Source organism: Oryzobacter terrae (genome assembly GCF_042756445.1).
GTDB lineage: Bacteria > Actinomycetota > Actinomycetes > Actinomycetales > Dermatophilaceae > Oryzobacter > Oryzobacter terrae.
On sequence record NZ_CP170578.1, the window covers coordinates 1203215 to 1223282 of the forward strand.

Annotated in this window: 16 protein-coding genes; 14 read left to right on the forward strand and 2 right to left on the reverse strand. The window is 73.1% G+C overall.

What is annotated here, in order from left to right; genetic code table 11:
- Positions 1-15: 15 nt before the first annotated feature.
- Positions 16-798: a class I SAM-dependent methyltransferase gene (locus ACFWN3_RS05585; protein ID WP_377644233.1), complete on the reverse strand. Its 783-nt coding sequence runs from the start codon at positions 796-798 to the stop codon at positions 16-18.
- 162 nt (positions 799-960) lie between these two features.
- On the opposite strand from ACFWN3_RS05585, the gene ACFWN3_RS05590 reads away from it, so the two are divergent.
- From ACFWN3_RS05590 to ACFWN3_RS05635, 10 genes are all read left to right on the forward strand, one after another.
- Complete coding sequence (locus ACFWN3_RS05590; RefSeq protein WP_377644235.1) at positions 961-1458, forward strand: NfeD family protein; 498 nt, start codon at positions 961-963, stop codon at positions 1456-1458.
- Between the two features lie 110 nt (positions 1459-1568).
- Positions 1569-3182 carry a flotillin family protein gene (locus ACFWN3_RS05595; RefSeq protein WP_377644237.1) on the forward strand — a complete coding sequence of 538 codons (1614 nt, stop codon included), beginning with the start codon at positions 1569-1571 and terminating at the stop codon, positions 3180-3182.
- A gap of 145 nt (positions 3183-3327) precedes the next feature.
- The gene (locus ACFWN3_RS05600; RefSeq protein WP_377644239.1) at positions 3328-5415 is read left to right on the forward strand and encodes a hydantoinase/oxoprolinase family protein; all 2088 of its coding nucleotides are present in this window, start codon (positions 3328-3330) and stop codon (positions 5413-5415) included.
- Between the two features lie 2 nt (positions 5416-5417).
- Positions 5418-7424: a hydantoinase B/oxoprolinase family protein gene (locus ACFWN3_RS05605; protein ID WP_377644241.1), complete on the forward strand. Its 2007-nt coding sequence runs from the start codon at positions 5418-5420 to the stop codon at positions 7422-7424.
- Between the two features lie 3 nt (positions 7425-7427).
- Positions 7428-8372 (forward strand): SDR family oxidoreductase, encoded by a 945-nt coding sequence (locus ACFWN3_RS05610; protein WP_377644243.1) that lies wholly within the window; start codon positions 7428-7430, stop codon positions 8370-8372.
- Positions 8373-8533: 161 nt separating this feature from the next.
- Positions 8534-9025 carry a hypothetical protein gene (locus ACFWN3_RS05615; RefSeq protein WP_377644245.1) on the forward strand — a complete coding sequence of 164 codons (492 nt, stop codon included), beginning with the start codon at positions 8534-8536 and terminating at the stop codon, positions 9023-9025.
- Between the two features lie 25 nt (positions 9026-9050).
- The gene (locus tag ACFWN3_RS05620; protein WP_377644247.1) at positions 9051-9410 is read left to right on the forward strand and encodes a hypothetical protein; all 360 of its coding nucleotides are present in this window, start codon (positions 9051-9053) and stop codon (positions 9408-9410) included.
- A 113-nt stretch (positions 9411-9523) separates the two neighbouring features.
- Positions 9524-11380, forward strand: a complete 1857-nt coding sequence (locus ACFWN3_RS05625; RefSeq protein ID WP_377644249.1) for a putative bifunctional diguanylate cyclase/phosphodiesterase — start codon at positions 9524-9526, stop codon at positions 11378-11380.
- 96 nt (positions 11381-11476) lie between these two features.
- Positions 11477-12682 carry a CaiB/BaiF CoA transferase family protein gene (locus ACFWN3_RS05630; protein ID WP_377644251.1) on the forward strand — a complete coding sequence of 402 codons (1206 nt, stop codon included), beginning with the start codon at positions 11477-11479 and terminating at the stop codon, positions 12680-12682.
- Entirely contained in the window at positions 12679-14172 is a 1494-nt protein-coding gene (locus ACFWN3_RS05635; RefSeq protein ID WP_377644252.1) for a carboxyl transferase domain-containing protein, read from the forward strand. Before ACFWN3_RS05630 ends, ACFWN3_RS05635 begins: the two co-directional genes overlap by 4 nt.
- Positions 14173-14181: 9 nt before the next feature.
- Here the strand turns inward: ACFWN3_RS05635 and ACFWN3_RS05640 are convergent, their stop codons facing one another.
- Positions 14182-15120, reverse strand: coding sequence for a DMT family transporter (locus ACFWN3_RS05640; RefSeq protein ID WP_377644254.1), 939 nt, complete (start codon positions 15118-15120; stop codon positions 14182-14184).
- Between the two features lie 279 nt (positions 15121-15399).
- Between ACFWN3_RS05640 and ACFWN3_RS05645 the strand changes: the two genes are divergently transcribed.
- From ACFWN3_RS05645 to ACFWN3_RS05660, 4 genes are all read left to right on the forward strand, one after another.
- Positions 15400-16341 (forward strand): carbamate kinase, encoded by a 942-nt coding sequence (locus ACFWN3_RS05645; protein WP_377644256.1) that lies wholly within the window; start codon positions 15400-15402, stop codon positions 16339-16341.
- Positions 16342-16396: 55 nt separating this feature from the next.
- Positions 16397-17536, forward strand: a complete 1140-nt coding sequence (locus tag ACFWN3_RS05650) for a ring-opening amidohydrolase (protein ID WP_377644258.1) — start codon at positions 16397-16399, stop codon at positions 17534-17536.
- Between the two features lie 176 nt (positions 17537-17712).
- Positions 17713-18747: a LacI family DNA-binding transcriptional regulator gene (locus ACFWN3_RS05655; RefSeq protein ID WP_377644260.1), complete on the forward strand. Its 1035-nt coding sequence runs from the start codon at positions 17713-17715 to the stop codon at positions 18745-18747.
- Positions 18748-18790: 43 nt separating this feature from the next.
- Positions 18791-20068, forward strand: a complete 1278-nt coding sequence (locus ACFWN3_RS05660; protein ID WP_377644262.1) for a sugar ABC transporter substrate-binding protein — start codon at positions 18791-18793, stop codon at positions 20066-20068.

Consider the following 20068-nt stretch of genomic DNA (forward strand, 5'->3'; position numbering starts at 1 on the left):
GCCCGCGCGCGAGGGTCAGCCCGGGACGACCCCGCGGACCCAGCGGGCGACCGACGTCATCTCGACGGGGCCGTCGCCGAGCCGGCGGTGCAGCTCGGCGCGCAGCGCCTCCCGGCCCCCGTCGTCGAGCTCGCGGGTGAAGTCGCCCGCGGGGCCGATGCCGAGGAGGAAGGGGTCCCAGTAGTCGTCGAACGTCTCGAAGAGCATCGGCACCTCGAGCAGCCCGCCGCCCACGTCCTCGAGCCCGGCACCGTGGAACAGCGCCTCGACCCCGCCCGCCCGCGCCGGCCGGGCCAGCGCCTCGTCGACGGCCCCGGCCCCGGGGTGCACCGTGGCCGCCGCGTCCCAGTAGGTCCGCAGCATCGCCATCCCGCCGCCGTAGTCCCACACTGCCGCCCCGACGACGCCGCCCGCCCGGGTGACCCTGCGCATCTCGGTCGCCCCGCGAGCGGGGTCCGGGAGGAAGTTGAGGACGAGCAGCGCCAGGGCGGCGTCGACCGTGCCGCGCGCCTCCGGCAGCTGGAGGGCCGATCCCACCTGGACCCGAGCCCGCCCGGGCACGAGGCGCTCGCGGGCGGCGGCGACGAACGGCGGCGAGGGGTCGATGGCGACGACGTGGGTCCGCGGCCAGCGGGCCAGCACCTCGGCCGCGAGGTTGCCCGTCCCGCACCCCACGTCGAGCACCGTCCCGGGCCCGTCACCGGGCGCGTCCCCGAGGACGGAGTCGAGGAAGCCGGGAGCCAGGCGCGCGCTCCATCGACCCATGAACCGCTCGTAGGCGGCCGCGTCACCGAACACGGGTCCCACCGTCCCAGAACGCCACCGCGCTGACCAGAGGGCGCCGCGCCCGGCGTTCCCGCGAACCCCTGTGGACGCAGCGGCCGACCGTCTAGGCTCACGGCACCGGGTCCGGGGGGACCCGTGCCGTCCGCACGGACGGCCGTCGCGCAAGGAGACCGGATGCAGGCCACGCTGCTCGTCATCGGAGGCATCGGCATCCTGCTGCTCCTCGTCTCGCTCGTCGCGGGGGACGTCGTCGACGGCTTCCTCGACGGGGTCGGGCCCGACCTCCTCTCCGGGCTCGCCGTCGCGGGGTTCCTCGCGGCGTTCGGGTTCGTCGGGGCGCTCGTCGCCGACGCGGGCGCCTCCCGTCCCGTCACGCTCCTCTCCGGGTTGGTCGCCGGCGCCCTCGTCGGGGTCGGTGCGGGTCAGGCCAGCAAGCGGCTCATGCGCGGCGGTGACGAGGCCAACGTCACGAGCCGCGGCCTCGTCGGGCTCTCGGGCACCGTCATCGAGGCCGTGCCCGCCGACGGGTTCGGCATGGTCAACGTCGTCGCGTCAGGGCACATCACCCGGCTCAACGCCCGTGCCGACGAACCGCTCCCGAGCGGCACCGCGGTCGTCGTGACGAGCGTCCTCAGCCCCACCTCGGTCCGCGTCTCCCGACGCGAGGGCTGAGCCCACCACTCCCACGGGGGGACCCCGGCGGAACCGGTGACCCACCGGCGACGTCCACCACGCACACTCACGCACAGGCGCCCTCGGGCGCCGGGAAAGGTCAGGCAGACATGTTCGGGTTCGAGATCCCCGTCGCGTTGCTCGCCGTCCTCGGGCTCATCGCCCTCCTCGTCCTCACGGGCCTCATCATCGCCTCGCGCTACAAGGTGGCCGGCCCCAACGAGGCCTTCATCGTCACCGGGCGCAAGGGCAAGGAGGTGAAGAACCCCGAGACCGGCGAGATGTCGACCGACCTCTCCGGCCAGAAGGTCGTCATGGGCGGCGGGATCTTCGTCGTCCCGTTCGTCCAGCGCCTCCACATCCTCGACCTGTCGAGCCGCCGCATCATGGTGCAGATCCGCGGCGCGGTCTCCGGGCAGGGCGTCAAGCTCAACCTCGACGGCGTCGCCATCGTCAAGGTCGGCGGCAACGAGGACTCCATCCGCGCGGCCGCCCAGCGCTTCCTCACCCAGCAGGGCGAGGTCGAGACCTTCACCCAGGAGACCCTCGCGGGCTCGCTGCGCTCGATCGTCGGCTCGCTCACCGTCGAGCAGATCATCCGCGACCGGGCGGCGTTCGCGCAGCGGGTCGCCGACGAGGCCGAGTCCTCGCTCACCGGCCAGGGGCTGGTCCTCGACACCTTCCAGATCCAGGACATCACCGACGACGGCTCGTACCTGTCGGACCTGGGTCGTCCGGAGTCGGCGAAGGTCGGGCAGGTCGCCGCCATCGCCGAGGCCAACGCCCGGCAGGCCGCCGAGCAGGCCCGGATCGTCGCCGAGCAGGAGATCGCCGTCAGCCAGCGCCAGCTGGCCCTCAAGCAGGCCGAGATCAAGGCCGAGACCGACGCCGCACAGGCCCAGGCCGCCTCCGCCGGCCCGCTCGCCCAGGCCGACCGCGACCAGGCGATCCTCGCCGAGCAGGAGAAGGTCGCCGTGCGCCAGGCGGCCCTCAAGGAGCGCCAGCTCGACACCGAGGTCCGCAAGCCCGCCGACGCCGAGCGCTACCGCGTCGAGCAGGAGGCCGAGGGCGCCCGCAACGCGGCCATCGCCGAGGCCGAGGCGCGCAAGGCCGCCGCCATCGCCGCCGCGCAGGCCGACGCCGAGAAGGCCCGCCTCACCGGTGAGGCGGAGAAGGCCCGCCGCAGCGCCCTCGCCGACGCCGAGGCGATCGAGGGCTCGCGGCGCGGTGAGGCCGACAAGGCCCTGCGCGTCGCCCAGTCCGAGGCCACCCGCGCCGAGGGCGAGGCCCAGGCGAGCGCCATCCTCGCGACCGGGCAGGCCGAGGCGGAGGCGATGAACAAGCGCGCCGACGCCTTCGCCCGGTACAACGAGGCCGCCGTCCTCCAGATGCTCGTCGAGGTGCTGCCCAAGGTGGCGCACGAGGTCGCCGCACCGATGGCGGCCATCGACCAGCTGACGGTCATCTCGACCGACGGCGCGGCGGCCCTCCCCCGTCAGGTCACCGACAACCTCACCCAGACCCTGGCGATGCTCAAGAGCACGACGGGCGTCGACCTCCAGGCGCTCCTCACGCGCTACACGCAGGGGTCCGGGCCGTCCTCGACCTCCACGGCCGAGGCCGCCTCGGCCGCCTCGGTGGCCCCGTCGGCCCCGGCGCCCGCCACGGCCGCGGTCGGCTCCGGCCCGGCCGTCGTCGACGGGGAGCCGGCGCCCCGGGCCTGACCCGCGCCGACCCGCGCCCACCGCCCCGACCCGGGGCGCTGGGCGCGGTCGTCGGCAGCGGGTGGCAAGGATGGACGGCGAAGGGCGGGTCCGTCGGCAGATCCTGACAACGCATCGCCCCCCGGCAGGGGGTTGGATCGTGGCCATGGCCGAGCAGACGCAGCGACGGATCAGGGTGGGCATCGACACCGGCGGGACGTTCACCGACGTCGTCGCCTTCGACGAGGACACCGGTGAGCTCGTCACGACCAAGACCCCCAGCACGCCCTCGAACCCGGCCGACGGCTTCATCAGCGGCATCGAGAAGATCCTCGCGATCATGGGCGCCGGCGGCGGCGACATCACCGCCGTCTGCCACGGCACGACCGTCGCGACGAACAAGCTCCTCGAGGGCAAGGTCGAGAAGCTCGGCTTCGTCACGACCGAGGGCTACGAGTTCATGCTCGAGATCGCCCGCCAGGCCGTCCCCGACGGCTACGGCAACTCCTACTTCTGGGTCAAGCCGCCGCGCATCGTCGCCGCCGACCACGTCCGCACCGTCGGGGGCCGGATGGACTTCGAGGGCAACGAGCTGCGCCCCTTCGACGAGGAGGACGCCGTCGCCGCCGCCCGCTGGTTCAGGGACCGCGGCATCACGACGCTCGGCGTCTGCCTGCTGCACTCCTACGCCAACGACGAGCACGAGCTCGCGGTGCGCGAGGTGCTGCGTCGCGAGCACCCCGACGCCGTCGTGTCGATCAGCTCGGAGGTGCTGCGCGAGTACCGCGAGTACGAACGCTCGATGACGACGCTCGTCGACGCGGCCGTGAAGCCGAACGTCAGCCGGTACGTCACGAACATCCACGAGCGCCTCGACGGCTTCACCGGCGGGCGGCCCATCCCCTTCTACGTGATGAAGTCGAACGGCGGGGTGCTGTCGGCCGACGAGGTCGTGCACCAGCCGATCACCACGGTCCTGTCGGGACCGGCGGCCGGCGCCCTCGGCGCCGCGCTCATCGCCCGCCGCGCCGGCTTCGACAAGGTCCTCACCTGCGACGGCGGCGGCACCTCGACCGACGTCTCGGTCGTCCTCGACGGCGAGCCGACCCTCACGACCGAGGGCACCGTCGGGGACTACCCGAGCAAGATCCCGATGATCGACGTCGTCACCGTCGGCGCGGGAGGCGGCTCCATCGCGTGGGTCTCCCCCGAGGGGGCGCTCAAGGTCGGCCCGCAGTCGGCCGGGGCCGACCCGGGCCCGCTGTGCTACGCCAAGGGCGGCACCGAGCCCACGATCACCGACGCCCACGTCGTCCTCGGTCGCATCCCCCCGCACCTGCTCGGCGGAGAGATCCCGCTCGACGTCGACGCCGCCCACCGCGGCATCGCCACGCTCGCCGAGCGCCTCGGTCTCGACCTCGAGCGGTGCGCCACGGGCATCCTCGAGATCTCCGCGTGGAACCAGGCGAACGCGCTGCGCCAGGTCTCGGTGAAGCGCGGCCTCGACGTCCGCGACTTCGTGCTGACGACCTTCGGGGGCTCGGGCTCGCTGCTCGCCTGCCGCCTCGTCGACATCCTCGACCTCGCCGGGGTCGTCGTCCCGCAGAACCCGGGCAACGTCAGCGCCTTCGGGCTGCTCACCGTCGACGTCAAGAACGACTACGTCCAGACGCACGTCGCCCGCCACGCGAACCTCGACCACGGCGCCGTCGAGAAGGTCCTCGACGAGCTGACCGCCAAGGCCGCCGCGGCCCTCGACGCCGAGGGCTTCGGGCGCGAGGACCACCAGTACGTCCGCACCGTCGACCTGCGCTACTTCGGCCAGGCCTACGAGGTCCGCGTGGCCGCCGGCACGGGCCGGGTGGACGAGGCCTTCGCCACCGCCGTCGCCGACCGCTTCCACGACGAGCACCGCCAGCTCTACGGCTACGACTTCCGCGACGACCCGACCCAGCAGGTCGAGTGGGTCAACCTGCGGGTCACCGGCGTCGGCCCGATCACCCGCCCCGAGCTGCTCGAGATCCCCTCCCGCGAGGGCGAGCCGCTCACCCCCCGGTCCTCGCGCGAGGTCTGCTTCGACGCCGACCGAGGGCGCGTCAGGACCGATGTCTACTGGCGCCCCGACCTGCGGGCGGGTGACGCGTTCTCCGGTCCCGCCATCGTCGAGGAGTTCGGCTCCACGGTCCCGGTCCACCCCGGCTTCACCGTCCGCGTCGACGCGTTCGGCAACCTCGTCGTCACGAAGGAGGCCTGACCATGTGCGGCCCCACCATCCGCCACGCCATCGCTCCCGCCGCCACGTCCGGCAGCGCCCCGGGAGCCCTCGGCGACGCCCCGGTCAACCCGGCCGGCCTGCCGACGTCCTACGAGCACGGCAACCGCCTGACCTCGCTCGGCAGCGAGGTCGACCCGATCCTCGTCGAGATCGTCCAGGGCACCCTGGCGAGCGTCGAGATGGAGGTCGAGACCGCCATCGCGCGGACCTCGCGCTCCCCGATGATCCGTGACGCGCACGACTTCCGCGCCGGCATCCACGACCGCCAGCTGCGCAAGCTGACCGGGCGCTCGTACTCCGCTCTCGTGCACCCGATCGCGCGCGACTTCCCGCTCGCGGAGATGCGCGAGGGCGACGTCTTCTTCCACAACGACGTCTACGAGTCGGAGGGCGGCATCGGCCACCTCCCCGACCTCTGCGTCACCGTCCCCGTCTTCCACGAGGGCGAGGTCGTCGCGTTCGTCCAGGCGTTCGGCCACCACGACGACATCGGGGGCGCCGTCCCCGGCTCGATGCCGAGCAACGCCCGCACCGTGTTCGAGGAGGGCCTGTCGGTCCCCCCGATCAAGCTCTGGGACGCCGGGGTCCCGAACAGGGCGGCGCTGCGGATCATGACCCGCAACAGCCGGATGCCCGACAGCCTCGCGGCCGACCTCGACGCCGAGTGCTCGGCCTGCCTCATGGGCGCGCGCCGCCTGTCCGAGCTCTTCGCACGGTACGGGCGCGACACCATCGAGACGGCGTTCGACGCGATCCTCGACGCGACGACCGAGACCTACCGCCGCGAGATCCTCAGCAAGATCCCCGACGGCACCTACGTCTGGGAGGACTACGCCGAGCACGACGGCGTCGACGAGCCGCAGCTGCACACCCAGCGGATCACCCTGACCAAGGTCTCGACCGGCGGCCCCGGTCCCGGCGACGGCGGCCCGAAGCTCATCATCGACTTCACCGGGACGAGCAAGCAGGCCAAGGGCCCGATCAACCACTGCGGCGACTACGTCGGCGGCAACTTCCTCAAGAAGTGGCTCGCGCCGGTCCTGCGCAACCTCGCCGACACCCCCGAGCGGATGGCCGAGCTCGACGTCAACGAGGGCATCGTGCCGCTCATCGAGATGCGCTTCCCCGAGAAGGGCACGCTCCTCACACCGATCTACCCGGCCCCGACGAACGCCCGCACCTTCGTCATCCTCCGGCTGCTCGGCGTCCTCGCCGGGGTCGTCGCGAAGGCCGTCGACGGCCAGATGCCGGCCGACCAGGAGACGATCCGGTACACCGGGGTCTACGGCAAGGACCGCGACGGCAACGACTACCTCATGCGCGAGGTGCTCGGCGGCGGCTCCGGTGGCCGCTACTACGCCGACGGCGAGGACACCATCCACGTCGTCCCCGACTCGCGGAACCTGCCGACCGAGTTCACCGAGAGCCGCTTCCCCTTCCTCGTCGAGCGGCTCGGCCTCGCGGTCGACTCGGGCGGCGCGGGGCGACACCGCGGAGGGCTCGGCTACGAGAAGCACATCCGGATGCTCCAGGACGCGAGCTTCATGTCGATCGCCGACCGCTCGATCCTCGCCTGCTGGGGCGTCAAGGGCGGCAAGGCCGGACGTCCCTTCGAGGTGACCATCGACCTCGGTGGTCCCGAGGAGCGCGTCGTCGACGCGCTCGCCGACGCCGAGCCGGTCAAGGCCGGGCAGGTCATCCGGATCCGCACCACCGGTGGCGGCGGCTGGGGCGACCCGCTCGAGCGCCCCTACGACGAGGTCGAGCGCGACCTGCGGTGGGGCAAGGTCTCGTTCGAGGGCGCGCGCACCGACTACGGCGTCGTCGCGAGCGGGACGAAGGACGAGCCGGTCGTCGACGCGACCGCCTCGGACGCCCTGCGGGCCGAACGCCGCGCCGCACTCGGTGCGCAGCCGTTCTTCGACCGGGGTCCCGGCTACGCCAGACTTGCCTCGGGGAGCGCGGCTGCCGAGGTCGACTGGGTCTGACGCGTGACGCGAGTGCAGGAGGCGGCGGGGTCGGGGACGGTGGCGGTCCACGACCCCGTCGTCGCCCCGCTCCCACCCCACGACCGGGCTGACGACCCGCGCCCCGTCCTCGTCGTCGGTGCCTCGGGCAAGACCGGCCGGGCCGTCACCGCGGCCCTGGTCGGGCGAGGCGTCCCGGTGCGCGCCGCGGTCCGTCCCGGCCGGGCGGACGGGGGGCCCTCCGGGAGCGAGCCGGTCACCCTCGACCTCGTGACCGGGGAGGGCCTCGAGGCCGCGCTCGCCGGCGTGCGGGCCGCCTACCACCTCGCACCGAACGTCCACCCCGACGAGGTGGGGATCGCGCGGCGCGTCGCGGAAGCCGCCCGTGGCGTCGGCCTCCCGCACCTCGTCTTCCACTCCGTCCTCCACCCCGACGACGACCGGATGCCGCACCACACCCGCAAGCTCGCGGCCGAGTCCGTTCTCCGCGAGGGGCTCCCGGGTGGTCTCGTCGTGCTCCGCCCGTCGGCGTACCACCAGAACCTCCTGCCGCAGGTGCTCGACGGTGAGGTCGTCCTGCCCTACGGCGCCGACGCACCCTTCACCACCGTCGACCTCGAGGACGTCGCGGAGGCCGCGGCAGTCGTCCTCCTCGACACCGCGCACGCGGGCGAGGTCCACGACCTCTGCGGACCGGAGGTGCTCACGACCCGTCGGATGGTCGAGCTGGCCACCGAGGTGCTGGGCCGCGGGGTCCGCCTCCGCGAGATCGGCATCGACGCCTGGCGGAACGGTCCCGGCGCCGCGCTCCCGGTGGAGGCGCGCGACGTCCTCGCCGCCATGTTCACGGCCTACGACGACGGCGGCCTCGTCGGCGACGCCACCGCCCTCACCACGCTTCTGGCCGCGACGGGGCGCCGCCCCACCACCTGGGCCCGGGCCCTGACCCGTACACGCATCGACCAGTAGGTCACGACGGGTACGCCGGCTCCGTCCTGGGGACGTACCTGACGTGACCTTTCGGACGCTCGGGGTACACGGCGTCCGTGGTGAGGGCGCGGGTTAAAGGGCTGGTCGAGTCGGGTGCGGGCGCTCCATACTGGCGCGGTCCCCGACGCAGGAGGAGACCCGTGGACACCAGCACGTTCTACGCCCTGTTCTCGGCGACCTGCTTCACGCTGACCGGCCTGTGGTGGACGGTCGTCGAGCGCCACCCGCACTGGCTGCGCGACGACGGGACGCGGCGCCAGGTGGCGTCGGTCTACCTCGCCTTCCTCCTCCCCGCCCTCATGGGGCTCTTCGCGCAGATCGGCGGACCCGACACCCCGATGTTCTGGCGGGTCAGCTTCGTCGTCATCGCCGTCTTCGGGGCGGTGTCGACCGTGCGCTTCCTCCGGAACTCGCGCCGCGACCGCGACGCCGGCGTGTTCGCCCGTCACTGGTGGGGCTCGGCGGTCGTCTACGCGGCGGTCGCCGTCCTCGGCGCCGCCCCCGGACTGGCCCGCGGGATCGGCGTCACCCCCCTCCAGGCCGAGGCGACGCTCCTCGTCCTCCTCGTCGCGCTGGCGCACGCCCTCGTCTGGGAGTTCCTCACCCACCACCGTCCGGAGCCCGCCGCCTGAGCGCGCGCGTGGCTACCGTGGGGTGATGGCGGAGTACGAGGTCAACCCGGCCGCGGTCGCGCACGTGCGCGACCTCATCGACAAGAGGCAGTACGTCCTCGAGAGCGACTGGGGCGACGTGCAGCCCGACGCCGACGCCCAGAACGCCTACCTCGAGCGGCACTCGTGGGACGACTACGCCGCCTGGCACCTCGGTGTCACCAAGGGCGCCAACGACGAGACGAAGGCTCGCTACGCGTTCGTCGCCGGTGACCTGCGCCGGGTGCACCGCAGCGCCCTCATCGCCTGCGTCTACCGCGCGGCGGAGTGGCGGCACAAGAAGGTCGAGCTCGCGGCGCACGACCTGCTCCAGCACCTCGACGCCGTGAGCGGCCACGCCACCTGAGCGTCCACCACCCCACGGCGCACCGTTCCCGCACGCGACGGCGGCGGGCGACGTACCCTCAGGGGACACCCTTGCCCGGCCGGCCCTCTCCCCGGTCGTGCGAGAGGCTCCCGGTGACCACGCTCGAGCAGCACTCGACCATCCCCGACGACCTCATCGGCATGCTGGACCTGCTCGCCGAGACGATCGTGCAGGCTCTCGGGTTCGGCGTCGCCGTGGTCAACCTGGCCCGCGCGGACGGGACCATGGAAGTCGTCTCCGTCGCCGGGGACGAAGACGCACGCAGCCTGCTCCTCGGCACTGCCGACAGCATCGACCGGTGGCGAGGGCTGCTCGAGGCCAGCGAGGACTGGGGGCGGCTGCGCTTCCAGGACCACCACCACGACCTGGCCTCCGCCGACGTCTTCGCCTGGGTCCCGGACATGGAGATGGTCGACGCCGAGGACGCTTGGCACCCGGAGGACGCGCTCTTTGCGCCGCTCGTGACCGAGGACGGCACGCTCCTCGGCGTCCTCTCGGTCGACCTGCCCCGCGACGGCCTCCGACCGGGGTTGGCGACCCGCAACGCCCTCGAGGCCTTCGCCGTCTCGGTGACCCTCGCGATCGAGCACGCGACCCTGCGCCAGCGGGCCGAGCGCTCGGAGCAGGCCGTGCTGAGGCAGGCGACGCACGACCCACTGACCGGCCTCGCGAACCGTGCTCTGCTCGAGGAGCGGCTGGGTGCGGCGCTCGCTCGTGACGACGAGCACCTCACGGCAGTGGTGTTCATCGACCTGGACCGGTTCAAGCTCGTCAACGACCTCCTCTCGCACGCGGTCGGCGACCAGGTGCTCTGCGCCGTGGCCGACCGGATCGTGGGGTGTGCGCGCCCCTACGACACCGCCGCACGATGGGGCGGCGACGAGTTCCTCGTCCTGCTCGAACAGCTGCCCTCCGAGGCGGCGGCTCTCGAGGTCGTGCGCCGGATCACCGCGTCCCTCGTCGACCCCGTGCACACGGGGGACCGGGAGGTCCGCGTCACCGTGAGCATGGGTGTCGCGCTCGTCGGACCCCGCGACTCCGTGGACCCGGACGAACTCATCCGGCGGGCGGACACGGCCATGTACGAGATCAAGAGCTCGGGACGCGACAGCCACGCGCTGTTCCACGCGGCCGACCGGTCGACCAGGCGCCGGCGCCACCTCCTCGACCTGCTCTCGCGTGCCGTGACCGAGGACCGGGTCGTCCTGCACTACCAGCCGCTGATCCGGGTCGACGACCGGTCCATCGTCGGCGTCGAGGCACTGCTCCGGCTGCGGGACGACGACGGGTCGCTCGTCCCACCGCTCGACGTCCTGCACCTGGCCCTCGAGGGCGGCACCCTCATCCCGATCGAGCACGAGGTGATCCGCCAGTCGTGCGAGCAGGTGGCCCGTTGGGTGGACGACGGCCACGACCTGCGTCTGGGGGTCAACGTCTGCGCCGAGCAGATGCGCCGCATCGAGGACTTCGAGCACGTCGTCCACCACTCGCTGGACGCGAGCGGGCTGGACGCGGCCCGCCTGGTCTGCGAGCTCACCGAGCACCACCTCGTCGACATGAGCGAGGCGACGGTCGCCGGCATCGGCCGGCTCGTCGAGCACGGCGTCCGGATGAGCATCGACGACTTCGGGACGGGCTTCGGGTCGTTGACGTACCTCAACGCCTTCCCGATCCACGAGCTGAAGATCGACCGCTCCTTCGTGGAGGGCCCTGAGCGGACCAGCGGTGCCATCCTGCGAGCGATCGCGAGGCTCGCCCTCGAGCTCGGGATGGACTGTGTCGCAGAGGGGGTGGAGACCCCCGAGCAGCACCATCTCGTCCGCGCCTCGGGCATCCCGCACGCCCAGGGCTACCTCTACGCCCGCCCCGTCGACCCCCGGGCTCTCGGTCCGTTGTTGCGATCGGGGCTGTCGCACCCACCGACCACCGCGACCGATGGCAGAACGTGACAGTGCCCCGGGCCCAATGACGGCCCGGGCTGCCGAACGGGCCCGAGCCGGCCGTGGCTAGGTTGGCGGGACACCGACCCGCACCAGGAGCCCATCGTGAGCGGACCCCTCGACGACGTCGTCGTCATCGACCTGACCCGTGCCCTCGCCGGTCCCCACTGCGGGATGATGCTCGGTGACATGGGCGCCCGCGTCATCAAGGTCGAGAGCCCGGGCTCGGGCGACGAGTCGCGCGGGTGGGGACCTCCGTTCGTCGGCCCCGACGACCAGCCGGTGTCGACGTACTTCCTGTCGTGCAACCGCAACAAGGAGTCCGTCGAGCTCGACCTCAAGAGCGACGGCGGGCGCGAGGTGCTGGCCCGGCTGGTGACCCGCGCCGACGTCCTCCTCGAGAACTTCCGTCCCGGTGTCCTCGACCGCCTCGGCTTCACCATCGAGCGGCTGCACGAGCTCAACCCCGGCCTCGTCGTCCTGCGGATCAGCGGGTTCGGTCACGACGGTCCCGAGGGCGGCCGCGCCGGCTACGACCAGATCGCCCAGGGCGAAGGCGGCCTGATGTCGCTCACCGGCACCGACGCCGACCACCCGCAGCGCGTCGGGGTCCCCATCGGCGACCTGCTCGCCGGCATGTACGGCGCCTACGGGGTCGTCGCCGCCCTGCACGAGAGGAACCGCACCGGCGTGGGCCGCGAGGTGCGGACCTCGCTGCTCGCCTCGATCGTCGGGGTCCACGCCTTCCAGGGCACCCGGTACACCGTGGCGGGCGAGGTGCCGACGGCCGGCGGCAACCACCACCCGTCGATCAGCCCCTACGGCCTGTTCACCTGTGCCGACGGGATGATCCAGCTCGCCTGCGGCAGCGAGGGACTGTGGCAGAAGCTGGCCAAGGGCTTCGGGATCGACCCCGCCGCACCGGAGTTCGCGACGAACCGCGACCGCGTGAGGAACCGTGAGGCCGTCATCGACACGGTCAACGCGGCGTTCGCCGACATCCCCTTGGGCACCCTCCTCGCGCGGCTCGCGGAGTACGGCATCCCCGCCGGGGAGGTCCGCACCCTCGACCGGGTCTACGACTGGGACCAGACCCGCAGCCAGGGCCTCGTCATCGACGTCGAGCACCCTCTCCTCGGCCGGATCGAGATCCCGGGCCCGCCGATCCGCCTCGACGACAACGCCTTCGCGGGCGGTCGCGCCGAGCACGCCCATCCGCCGCTCCTCGGCGAGCACACCGAGGCCGTCGTCGCCTGGCTCGACGAGCTCGACGCGCTCGACGCTCGCAGCACCGACGACGCCGACCGGTGAGCGACCGGCCGCGGCGGCCCGGGGCGCACGAGCTCCTCGCCGCCGTCCTCGACGAGGGCAGCTTCTCGTCGTGGGACGTCGCGCCGCTGCGGGTCGCCGAGACCGGGAGCGCCTACGACGCCGAGCTCGTGGCCGCCGCGGAGCGGGCTGGCACCGACGAGGCGATCGTCACCGGCGAGGGCCGCATCCACGGGCACCGGGTGGCCGTCGTCGTCGGGGAGTTCCGCTTCCTCGCGGGGTCGATCGGGCGGGCCGCCGCCGAACGGGTCACCCTCGCCTTCGAGCGGGCCACGAGGGAGCGGGTCCCGCTGTTCGCGGCCCCGGCGTCCGGCGGCACCCGGATGCAGGAGGGCACCCCGGCCTTCGTGACGATGGTGAAGATCTCCGCCGCGGTCGCCGCGTTCAAGCAGGCCCGGCTGCCCTACATCACCTACCTGCGCCACCCCACGACCGGCGGGGTGCTCGCCTCCTGGGGCTCGCTCGGCCACGTCACCGTCGCCGAGCCCGGCGCGACGATCGGCTTCCTCGGCGCGCGGGTCTTCGAGGCCCTCTACGGCGAGGCCTTCCCCGAGGGTGTCCAGACCGCCGAGAACCTCTACGCCCACGGGCTGCTCGACGCCGTCCAGCCGGTCGAGGCGCTGCCCGAGATCGCCGGGCGCTTCCTCGACCTCGTCATGGCCGAGCGCGACCTCGGCCGGGTGCCCCCGGTGCCGAAGGAGCCGCTGCCCGACATCCCCGCCTGGGAGTCGATCACCCGTTCCCGCAACCCCGAGCGGCCCGGCGTGCGCGCGCTCCTCAAGCTCGGCGCCACCGAGGTCCTCCCCCTCTTCGGCACCGGAGCCGGCGAGTGGGACCGCAGCCTGTTCCTCGCGCTGGCGCGGTTCGAGGGCGTGCCGTGCGTCGTCCTCGGGCAGGACCGGCGGTCCGAACGGGCCGAGGCGCCCCTCGGGCCCTCGGGCCTGCGCGTCGCCCGCCGCGGGATGAGGCTCGCGACCGAGCTCGACCTGCCCCTCGTCAGCGTCATCGACACCGCGGGTGCCGCGCTGTCCAAGGAGGCCGAGGAGGGCGGCATGGCCGGCGAGATCGCCCGCTGCCTCGCCGAGCTCGTCGTCCTCCCGGTACCGACCGTCTGCGTCCTGCTCGGCCAGGGCACGGGCGGTGGGGCCCTCGCCCTCATGCCGGCCGACCGGGTCGTCAGCGCCCAGCACTCGTGGCTGTCACCGCTGCCGCCCGAAGGGGCCTCGGCGATCCTCCACCGGACCCCGGACCGCGCTCCCGAGATGGCGGCACAGCAGCGGGTGCGGGCGCTCGACCTCCTCGCGGACGGGGTCGTCGACCGGATCGTCGCCGAGCACCCCGACGCCGCCGAGGAGCCGCAGGCCTACTGCGCGCGGATGGCCCACGCCATCCGCCACGAGCTCGCCGAGCTGGCGGCCCTCGAGCCGACGCGACGCCTCACCGCCCGCCACGACCGGTGGCGCGCCCTGTGACCCGACGGGTCAGCGCGCGGGCGTGAGGGCGTCCTCGGCGCGCACCGGGGCGTCGACCGACGGGCGCGGGCTGCGCTGCTCGTGCAGCGCGAGCCCCACGACCGACGCGAGGACGATCGCGACGCCGAGCCACTGCGTGCCGGTGGGCCGCGCCCCGAAGGCGAGGATGCCGACGACCGCGGCGGTGAGCGGGAACGCGAGCTCGGCGAGGGTGGCGCGCGAGGCAGGCGTGCGGCCGAGCGCGAGGTAGTAGAGGACGAGCGCGACGAGGCCCGGGAACAGCGCGAGGAGGAGGATGTTCGGCGCGGCGTCGAGACCGACGGCCAGGGGTGTCGAGGTCGCACCGGCGATGACGAGCAGCGTCACGAGGCCCACGCCGAAGCGCAGTGCGGTGAGGTCGGTGAACGACAGCTCGGCCCGGGCCGCCCGGCCGAGGACCGTTCCCGCGGCCCACAGCGCGGCGGCGCCGACGGCGAGCAGGGCCGCCTGGGCGCTCGAGACGGTGACCCCGAACGGGTCCGCGAAGGCGAGCAGCCAGGCCCCGACGAGCGCCGGCACGAGGAAGACCCCGTACGACGGGCGGAGCCGCTCGCCGAGGACCACGGCCGCGAGCGCCACGGCGATGAGCGGCTGGAGCTTCTGGAGGACCTGCGGGGTGATGGGGTCGCCGAGCCGGAACGCCGCGGTGAACAGCGTCGTCGCGAGGGCCGACGAGCCCGCCCCGATGACGAGCACGCTGACCTTCGTCCTGGTGCTCGCGCGCCACACGTGGCGCACGGCGCGCACGAGGAACGGGCTGACGAGCACGACGAGGACGAGGTGCTCCCAGAAGACGACGGCCAGGGCCGGGTACTCCTTCGCGAGCGGTCCGCGCCACAGGGCCGACAGGCCCCAGAAGGAGGCGGCGAGGGCGACGAGCCAGGTGCGGTCGGAGACCTTGGGTGCCATGGGCGCCAGCATCCCCCACGCAGCGCGAGCCCGGGACGGCGGTCCCACCCGCCGGGCACCCTGCGCCCCGCGTCCTCGCGGCTGCGCCCCGCGTCCTCGCGGCGTGTGCTCAGGTGGTCGCCGGGGCGACCACCTGAGCACACGCGCCGGGGAGCCGTGGGGCGGAGTTGCCAAGGCGGCGTGCGGCGACTGGCAGGTCTCGACAACGCCGGTGCTCGGCCACGGCTCCTAGGGTCGAAGTCCCCGGGCACCCGTCCGGACGACACGGAGGTGGCGAGGATGCGCGTCCTGCTCGCGCTCGGCGGCAACGCGATGACGTCCGCCGACGGCAGCGCCACCCCGGACGCCCAGATCGCCGCCGTCGAGGTGGCGATGGAGGCCGCCGCGCAGCTGGTCGCCGCCGGTCACGAGCTCGTCGTCACGCACGGCAACGGCCCCCAGGTCGGCAACCTCCTCGTGAAGAACGAGCTGTCCGCCCACGTCGTCCCGCCGGTCCCGCTCGACTGGTGCGGCGCCCAGACGCAGGGGACGCTCGGGTTCACCATCCTCGACGCGCTCGACGCCGCCCTCGCCGGGGCCGGCGCCTCGCGCCCCGTCGCCGCGCTCGTCACCCGCACGCTCGTCGACCGCGACGACCGCGGGTTCACCCGCCCCACGAAGCCGATCGGCCGCTACCTGCCCGAGGAGCAGGCCCGGTCGATGATGGAGCACGGCCAGGTCTGGGAGGACCGCGGAGACCAGGGCTGGCGCCGGGTCGTCGCCTCCCCCGAGCCCCTCGAGGTCGTCGACGTCGGGGCCGTGCGGGCCCTGCTCGCCGCGGGCCACGTCGTCGTCGCCGCGGGCGGGGGCGGCATCCCCGTCGTCCGCGACGCCGAGGGCCGCCTCCACGGGGTCGAGGCGGTCATCGACAAGGACCTCACCGCCGCCCTGCTCGCCCGTACCCTCGACGCCGACGTCCTCGTCATCGCCACCGACGTCGACCACGCCGCCGTCGACTGGGGCACTCCGCAGCAGCGCGACCTCGAACGCGTCTCGCTCGCCGAGCTGCGCCGGCACACCGAGGCCGGCCAGTTCGCCTCCGGGTCGATGGGCCCGAAGGTCGAGGCCGCCACCCGCTTCGTCGAGGGCGGCGGCCCGCGAGCCGTCATCACCTCGCTCACGCACATCACCGACGCGGTCGAGGGCACCTTCGGCACCGTCATTGAGCCCGAGATCTCCTGACCACCACCAGAACCCGTCCCCGACCACCACCGGTCGCCCCAGGAAGGAACGCACCGTGCCCGACGCCATCGAGGTCCGCAAGGTCCCGCTGCACACCGTCTCCGACGCCTCCGAGCTCGGGAAGCTCATCGACGCCGGGGTCATGGCGGCCGACCGCGTCGTCGCCGTCATCGGCAAGACCGAGGGCAACGGCGGGGTGAACGACTACACCCGGATCATCGCCGACCGCGCCTTCCGCGAGATCCTCGTGGCGAAGGGCGCCGACCCCGCGAAGGTCAAGGAGATCCCGATCGTCTGGTCCGGCGGCACCGACGGCGTCATCAGCCCCCACGCGACGATCTTCGCGACGGTGCCCGCCGAGGACGCGGAGCAGACCGACGAGCCGCGCCTCACCGTCGGCTTCGCGATGAGCGAGCAGCTGCTGCCCGAGGAGATCGGCTACGTGCCGATGGTCCGCAAGGTCGCCGACGCCGTGAAGGTCGCCATGGAGCGCGCCGGCATCACCGACGCGGCCGACGTCCACTACGTGCAGACCAAGACCCCGCTGCTGACGATCCACACGATCCGCGACGCGAAGTCGCGCGGCGAGAAGGTGTGGACCGAGCACACCCACGAGTCGATGGACCTGTCCAACGGCTGCACCGCCCTCGGCATCGCCGTGGCCCTCGGCGAGATCGAGATGCCCACCGACGCCGACGTCATGCACAACCGCGCCCTCTACTCCTCGGTCGCGTCGTGCTCCTCGGGCGTCGAGCTCGACCAGGCCCAGGTCGTCGTCGTCGGCAACGCCCGCGGCGTCGGCGGCCGCTACCGCATCGGCCACTCGGTCATGCAGGACGCCCTCGACCAGGACGGCATCTGGGCCGCCATCAAGGACGCCGGGCTCGACCTGCCCGAGCGCCCGCACCGCAGCGACCTCGACGGCCGCCTCGTCAACGTCTTCCTCAAGTGCGAGGCCTCGCAGGACGGCACCGTCGCCGGGCGCCGCAACGCCATGCTCGACGACTCCGACGTGCACTGGCACCGCCAGATCAAGTCCTGCGTCGGTGGCGTCACGGCGTCGGTGACGGGCGACCCCGCGGTGTTCGTCTCGGTCTCCGCCGCCCACCAGGGACCGGAGGGCGGCGGCCCCGTCGCGGCCATCGTCGACCTCGGTGCGGGCGAGCCGACCGGGTACCGCCCGCCGACCGCCTGATCCCGCCGGAGCGGCCTGACCAGCCGCGATGCCGCGCCCGACGCGCCGTCCCCGCCTCCGCGGGGGCGGCGCGTCGGCGTCGTTACCTAACCGTGACATTCCTCCGGCCCCACGGACCCCCCTGCCGCGGGCAGCATCGCTCTCACCTTTGTAAGCGCTTTCAAGGATGAGGGCAGATGACGGAGCAGTCTCGGGCACGGCAGCAGTCGGCGACGATCTACGCGGTCGCCGACCTCGCCCAGGTCTCGATCGCCACCGTCTCCCGGGTCCTCCAGGGCTCCCCCGTCGTGACCGACAAGACCCGCCAGAAGGTCCTCGCCGCCGTCGAGCAGCTCGACTACCTTCCGTCCGGCGCCGCCCGCAGCCTCGCGGTGCGCCAGCACGACACCTTCGGGCTCGTCCTGCCCGAGATGAGCGGTCCGTACTACGCCGACCTCCTCGTCGGCTTCGAGACCCGGGCCGCCGAGCTGCGCCAGAGCGTCATGCTCGTCCTCGCCGGCACCAAGGGCGACGGGGCCCGGGCCGTGCGCGCCCTCGCCTCGCGGGTCGACGGGATCGCGGTCATGGGAACCGACGTCAGCCACGCCGGCGCCACGACGAAGCCGATCGTCGTCGTCGCGGGCGACGCGCGCCCCGGCATCGAGGTCATCACCACCGAGAACACCGACAGCGCCCGTCGCCTCACCGACCACCTCCTCGGCGACCACGGCCGCACCCGGCTGCTCTTCGTCGGCGACCCCGACGCCGCTCACGACGTCCTCGAGCGGCACGCCGGCTTCGTCGCCGCGCACGAGGCCCGCGGCCTGACCCCGGCACCCCCCGTCCTCGCCCCGTTCCGCGAGGCCGAGGGCACCGCCGTCGCCGACCGGATCATCGCCGGCGAGCTCGACACCGACGCGCTCGTCTGCAGCAACGACGAGCTCGCGCTCGCGATCATCGCCCGCCTCGTCGACTCCGGCACCGACGTCCCCGGTGACATCGCCGTCGTCGGCTGGGACGACGTCATGACGGCCCGCTACGTGCGGCCCGGCCTCACGACCGTCCGCCAGCCCGTGCGGGAGGTCGGCGCCCTGGCCGCCGACCGCCTCCACCACCTCGTGTCCGGCGCTCCCCCGAGCGACGGCCGCCACGTCCTGCCCACCGAGGTCGTCATCCGCAGCTCGTGCGGGTGCCCCGGTGCCGCCGGCCCCCAGACCTCGCCACGTCCCTGACCCGTCCCCCTGCAGTAGCCCCACCCAGAAAGTGAGTTGTCCCATGAGACGCACCTCCACCATCACCGTGGCCGGCCTGGCCGCCGTGGCCCTGAGCATGTCCGCCTGCGGACGCGAGGACGCCGGCAGCGGCGCCAGCGAGACCGGAGCCTCCGTCGCCGCCGGAGCCGCCAAGGGCACCATCACCGTGTGGGCCATGGGCGCCGAGGGCGAGAAGCTCCCCGAGCTCGCCAAGGAGTTCGAGGCCGCCAACCCCGGCGCCAAGGTCGAGGTGACCGCGATCCCCTGGGACGCGGCGCACGACAAGTTCACGACCGCCATCACCGCCAACAAGACGCCCGACGTCGCCATGGTCGGCACGACGTGGATGGGCGAGTTCGCCAACATGGACGCCCTCGACCCGACCCCCGGTGAGATCGACAAGTCGGTCTTCTTCGAGGGCGCCCAGAAGACGACCGAGGTCAACGGGACCTCGTACGGCATCCCCTGGTACGTCGAGACCCGCCTCGTCTACTACCGCACCGACCTGGCGAAGAAGGCCGGCATCACCACGCCCCCGACCGACTGGGCGGGCCTGAAGGACATGGCCAAGGCGATGCAGGACAAGGCCGGCGCCAAGTACGGTATCGGCCTGCAGGCCGGTGGCGTCGGGTCGTGGCAGTCGATCATGCCGTTCGCCTGGTCCGCAGGCGCCGACCTCACCAAGGACGGCGGCAAGGCGTACAACTTCGACAGCCCCGAGATCCTCAAGGCGGCGCAGTACTACCAGTCGTTCTTCACCGACGGCATCTCCGACAAGGCCGCCCCGGCGACCCCGACGACCGAGCCCGACTTCGCCAGCGGCAAGGTCCCGATGTTCATCTCGGGCCCGTGGATGATGTCCGCGGTCGAGAAGGCCGGTGGCGAGGGCTTCAAGGACAAGTACGACGTCTTCCAGATCCCCGCCGACAAGCAGTCGTCCTCGTTCGTCGGCGGCTCGAACCTCGTCGTCTTCAAGAACACCAAGAACCGCGACACCTCGTGGAAGTTCGTCCAGTGGCTCGGTGACGCCAAGACGCAGGCCAAGTGGTACGGCATCTCCACCGACCTCCCGTCGGTGAAGAGCGCGTGGCAGGACCCGGCCCTGTCGGGCGACAAGAAGCTCGCCGTCTTCGGCAAGCAGCTCGAGACCGCGCAGGCCCCGCCGTCGTTCCCGACGTGGGAGCAGGTCGTCAACTCCTTCGACACCGAGATGGAGAAGGTCACCAAGACGGGGGCCGATCCGGCCGCCGCCCTGAAGACCGTGCAGTCGCAGGCCGAGTCGATCGGCACCGGCAACTGA

Coding starts and splice junctions, on each gene's coding strand:
- ACFWN3_RS05655 (WP_377644260.1), top strand. CDS start 17,713: ATGACGGAGCAGTCTCGGGCACGGCAGCAGTCGGCGACGATCTACGCG.
- ACFWN3_RS05645 (WP_377644256.1), top strand. CDS start 15,400: ATGCGCGTCCTGCTCGCGCTCGGCGGCAACGCGATGACGTCCGCCGAC.
- ACFWN3_RS05595 (WP_377644237.1), top strand. CDS start 1,569: ATGTTCGGGTTCGAGATCCCCGTCGCGTTGCTCGCCGTCCTCGGGCTC.
- ACFWN3_RS05620 (WP_377644247.1), top strand. CDS start 9,051: ATGGCGGAGTACGAGGTCAACCCGGCCGCGGTCGCGCACGTGCGCGAC.
- ACFWN3_RS05605 (WP_377644241.1), top strand. CDS start 5,418: ATGTGCGGCCCCACCATCCGCCACGCCATCGCTCCCGCCGCCACGTCC.
- ACFWN3_RS05590 (WP_377644235.1), top strand. CDS start 961: ATGCAGGCCACGCTGCTCGTCATCGGAGGCATCGGCATCCTGCTGCTC.
- ACFWN3_RS05660 (WP_377644262.1), top strand. CDS start 18,791: ATGAGACGCACCTCCACCATCACCGTGGCCGGCCTGGCCGCCGTGGCC.
- ACFWN3_RS05640 (WP_377644254.1), bottom strand. CDS start 15,120: ATGGCACCCAAGGTCTCCGACCGCACCTGGCTCGTCGCCCTCGCCGCC.
- ACFWN3_RS05600 (WP_377644239.1), top strand. CDS start 3,328: ATGGCCGAGCAGACGCAGCGACGGATCAGGGTGGGCATCGACACCGGC.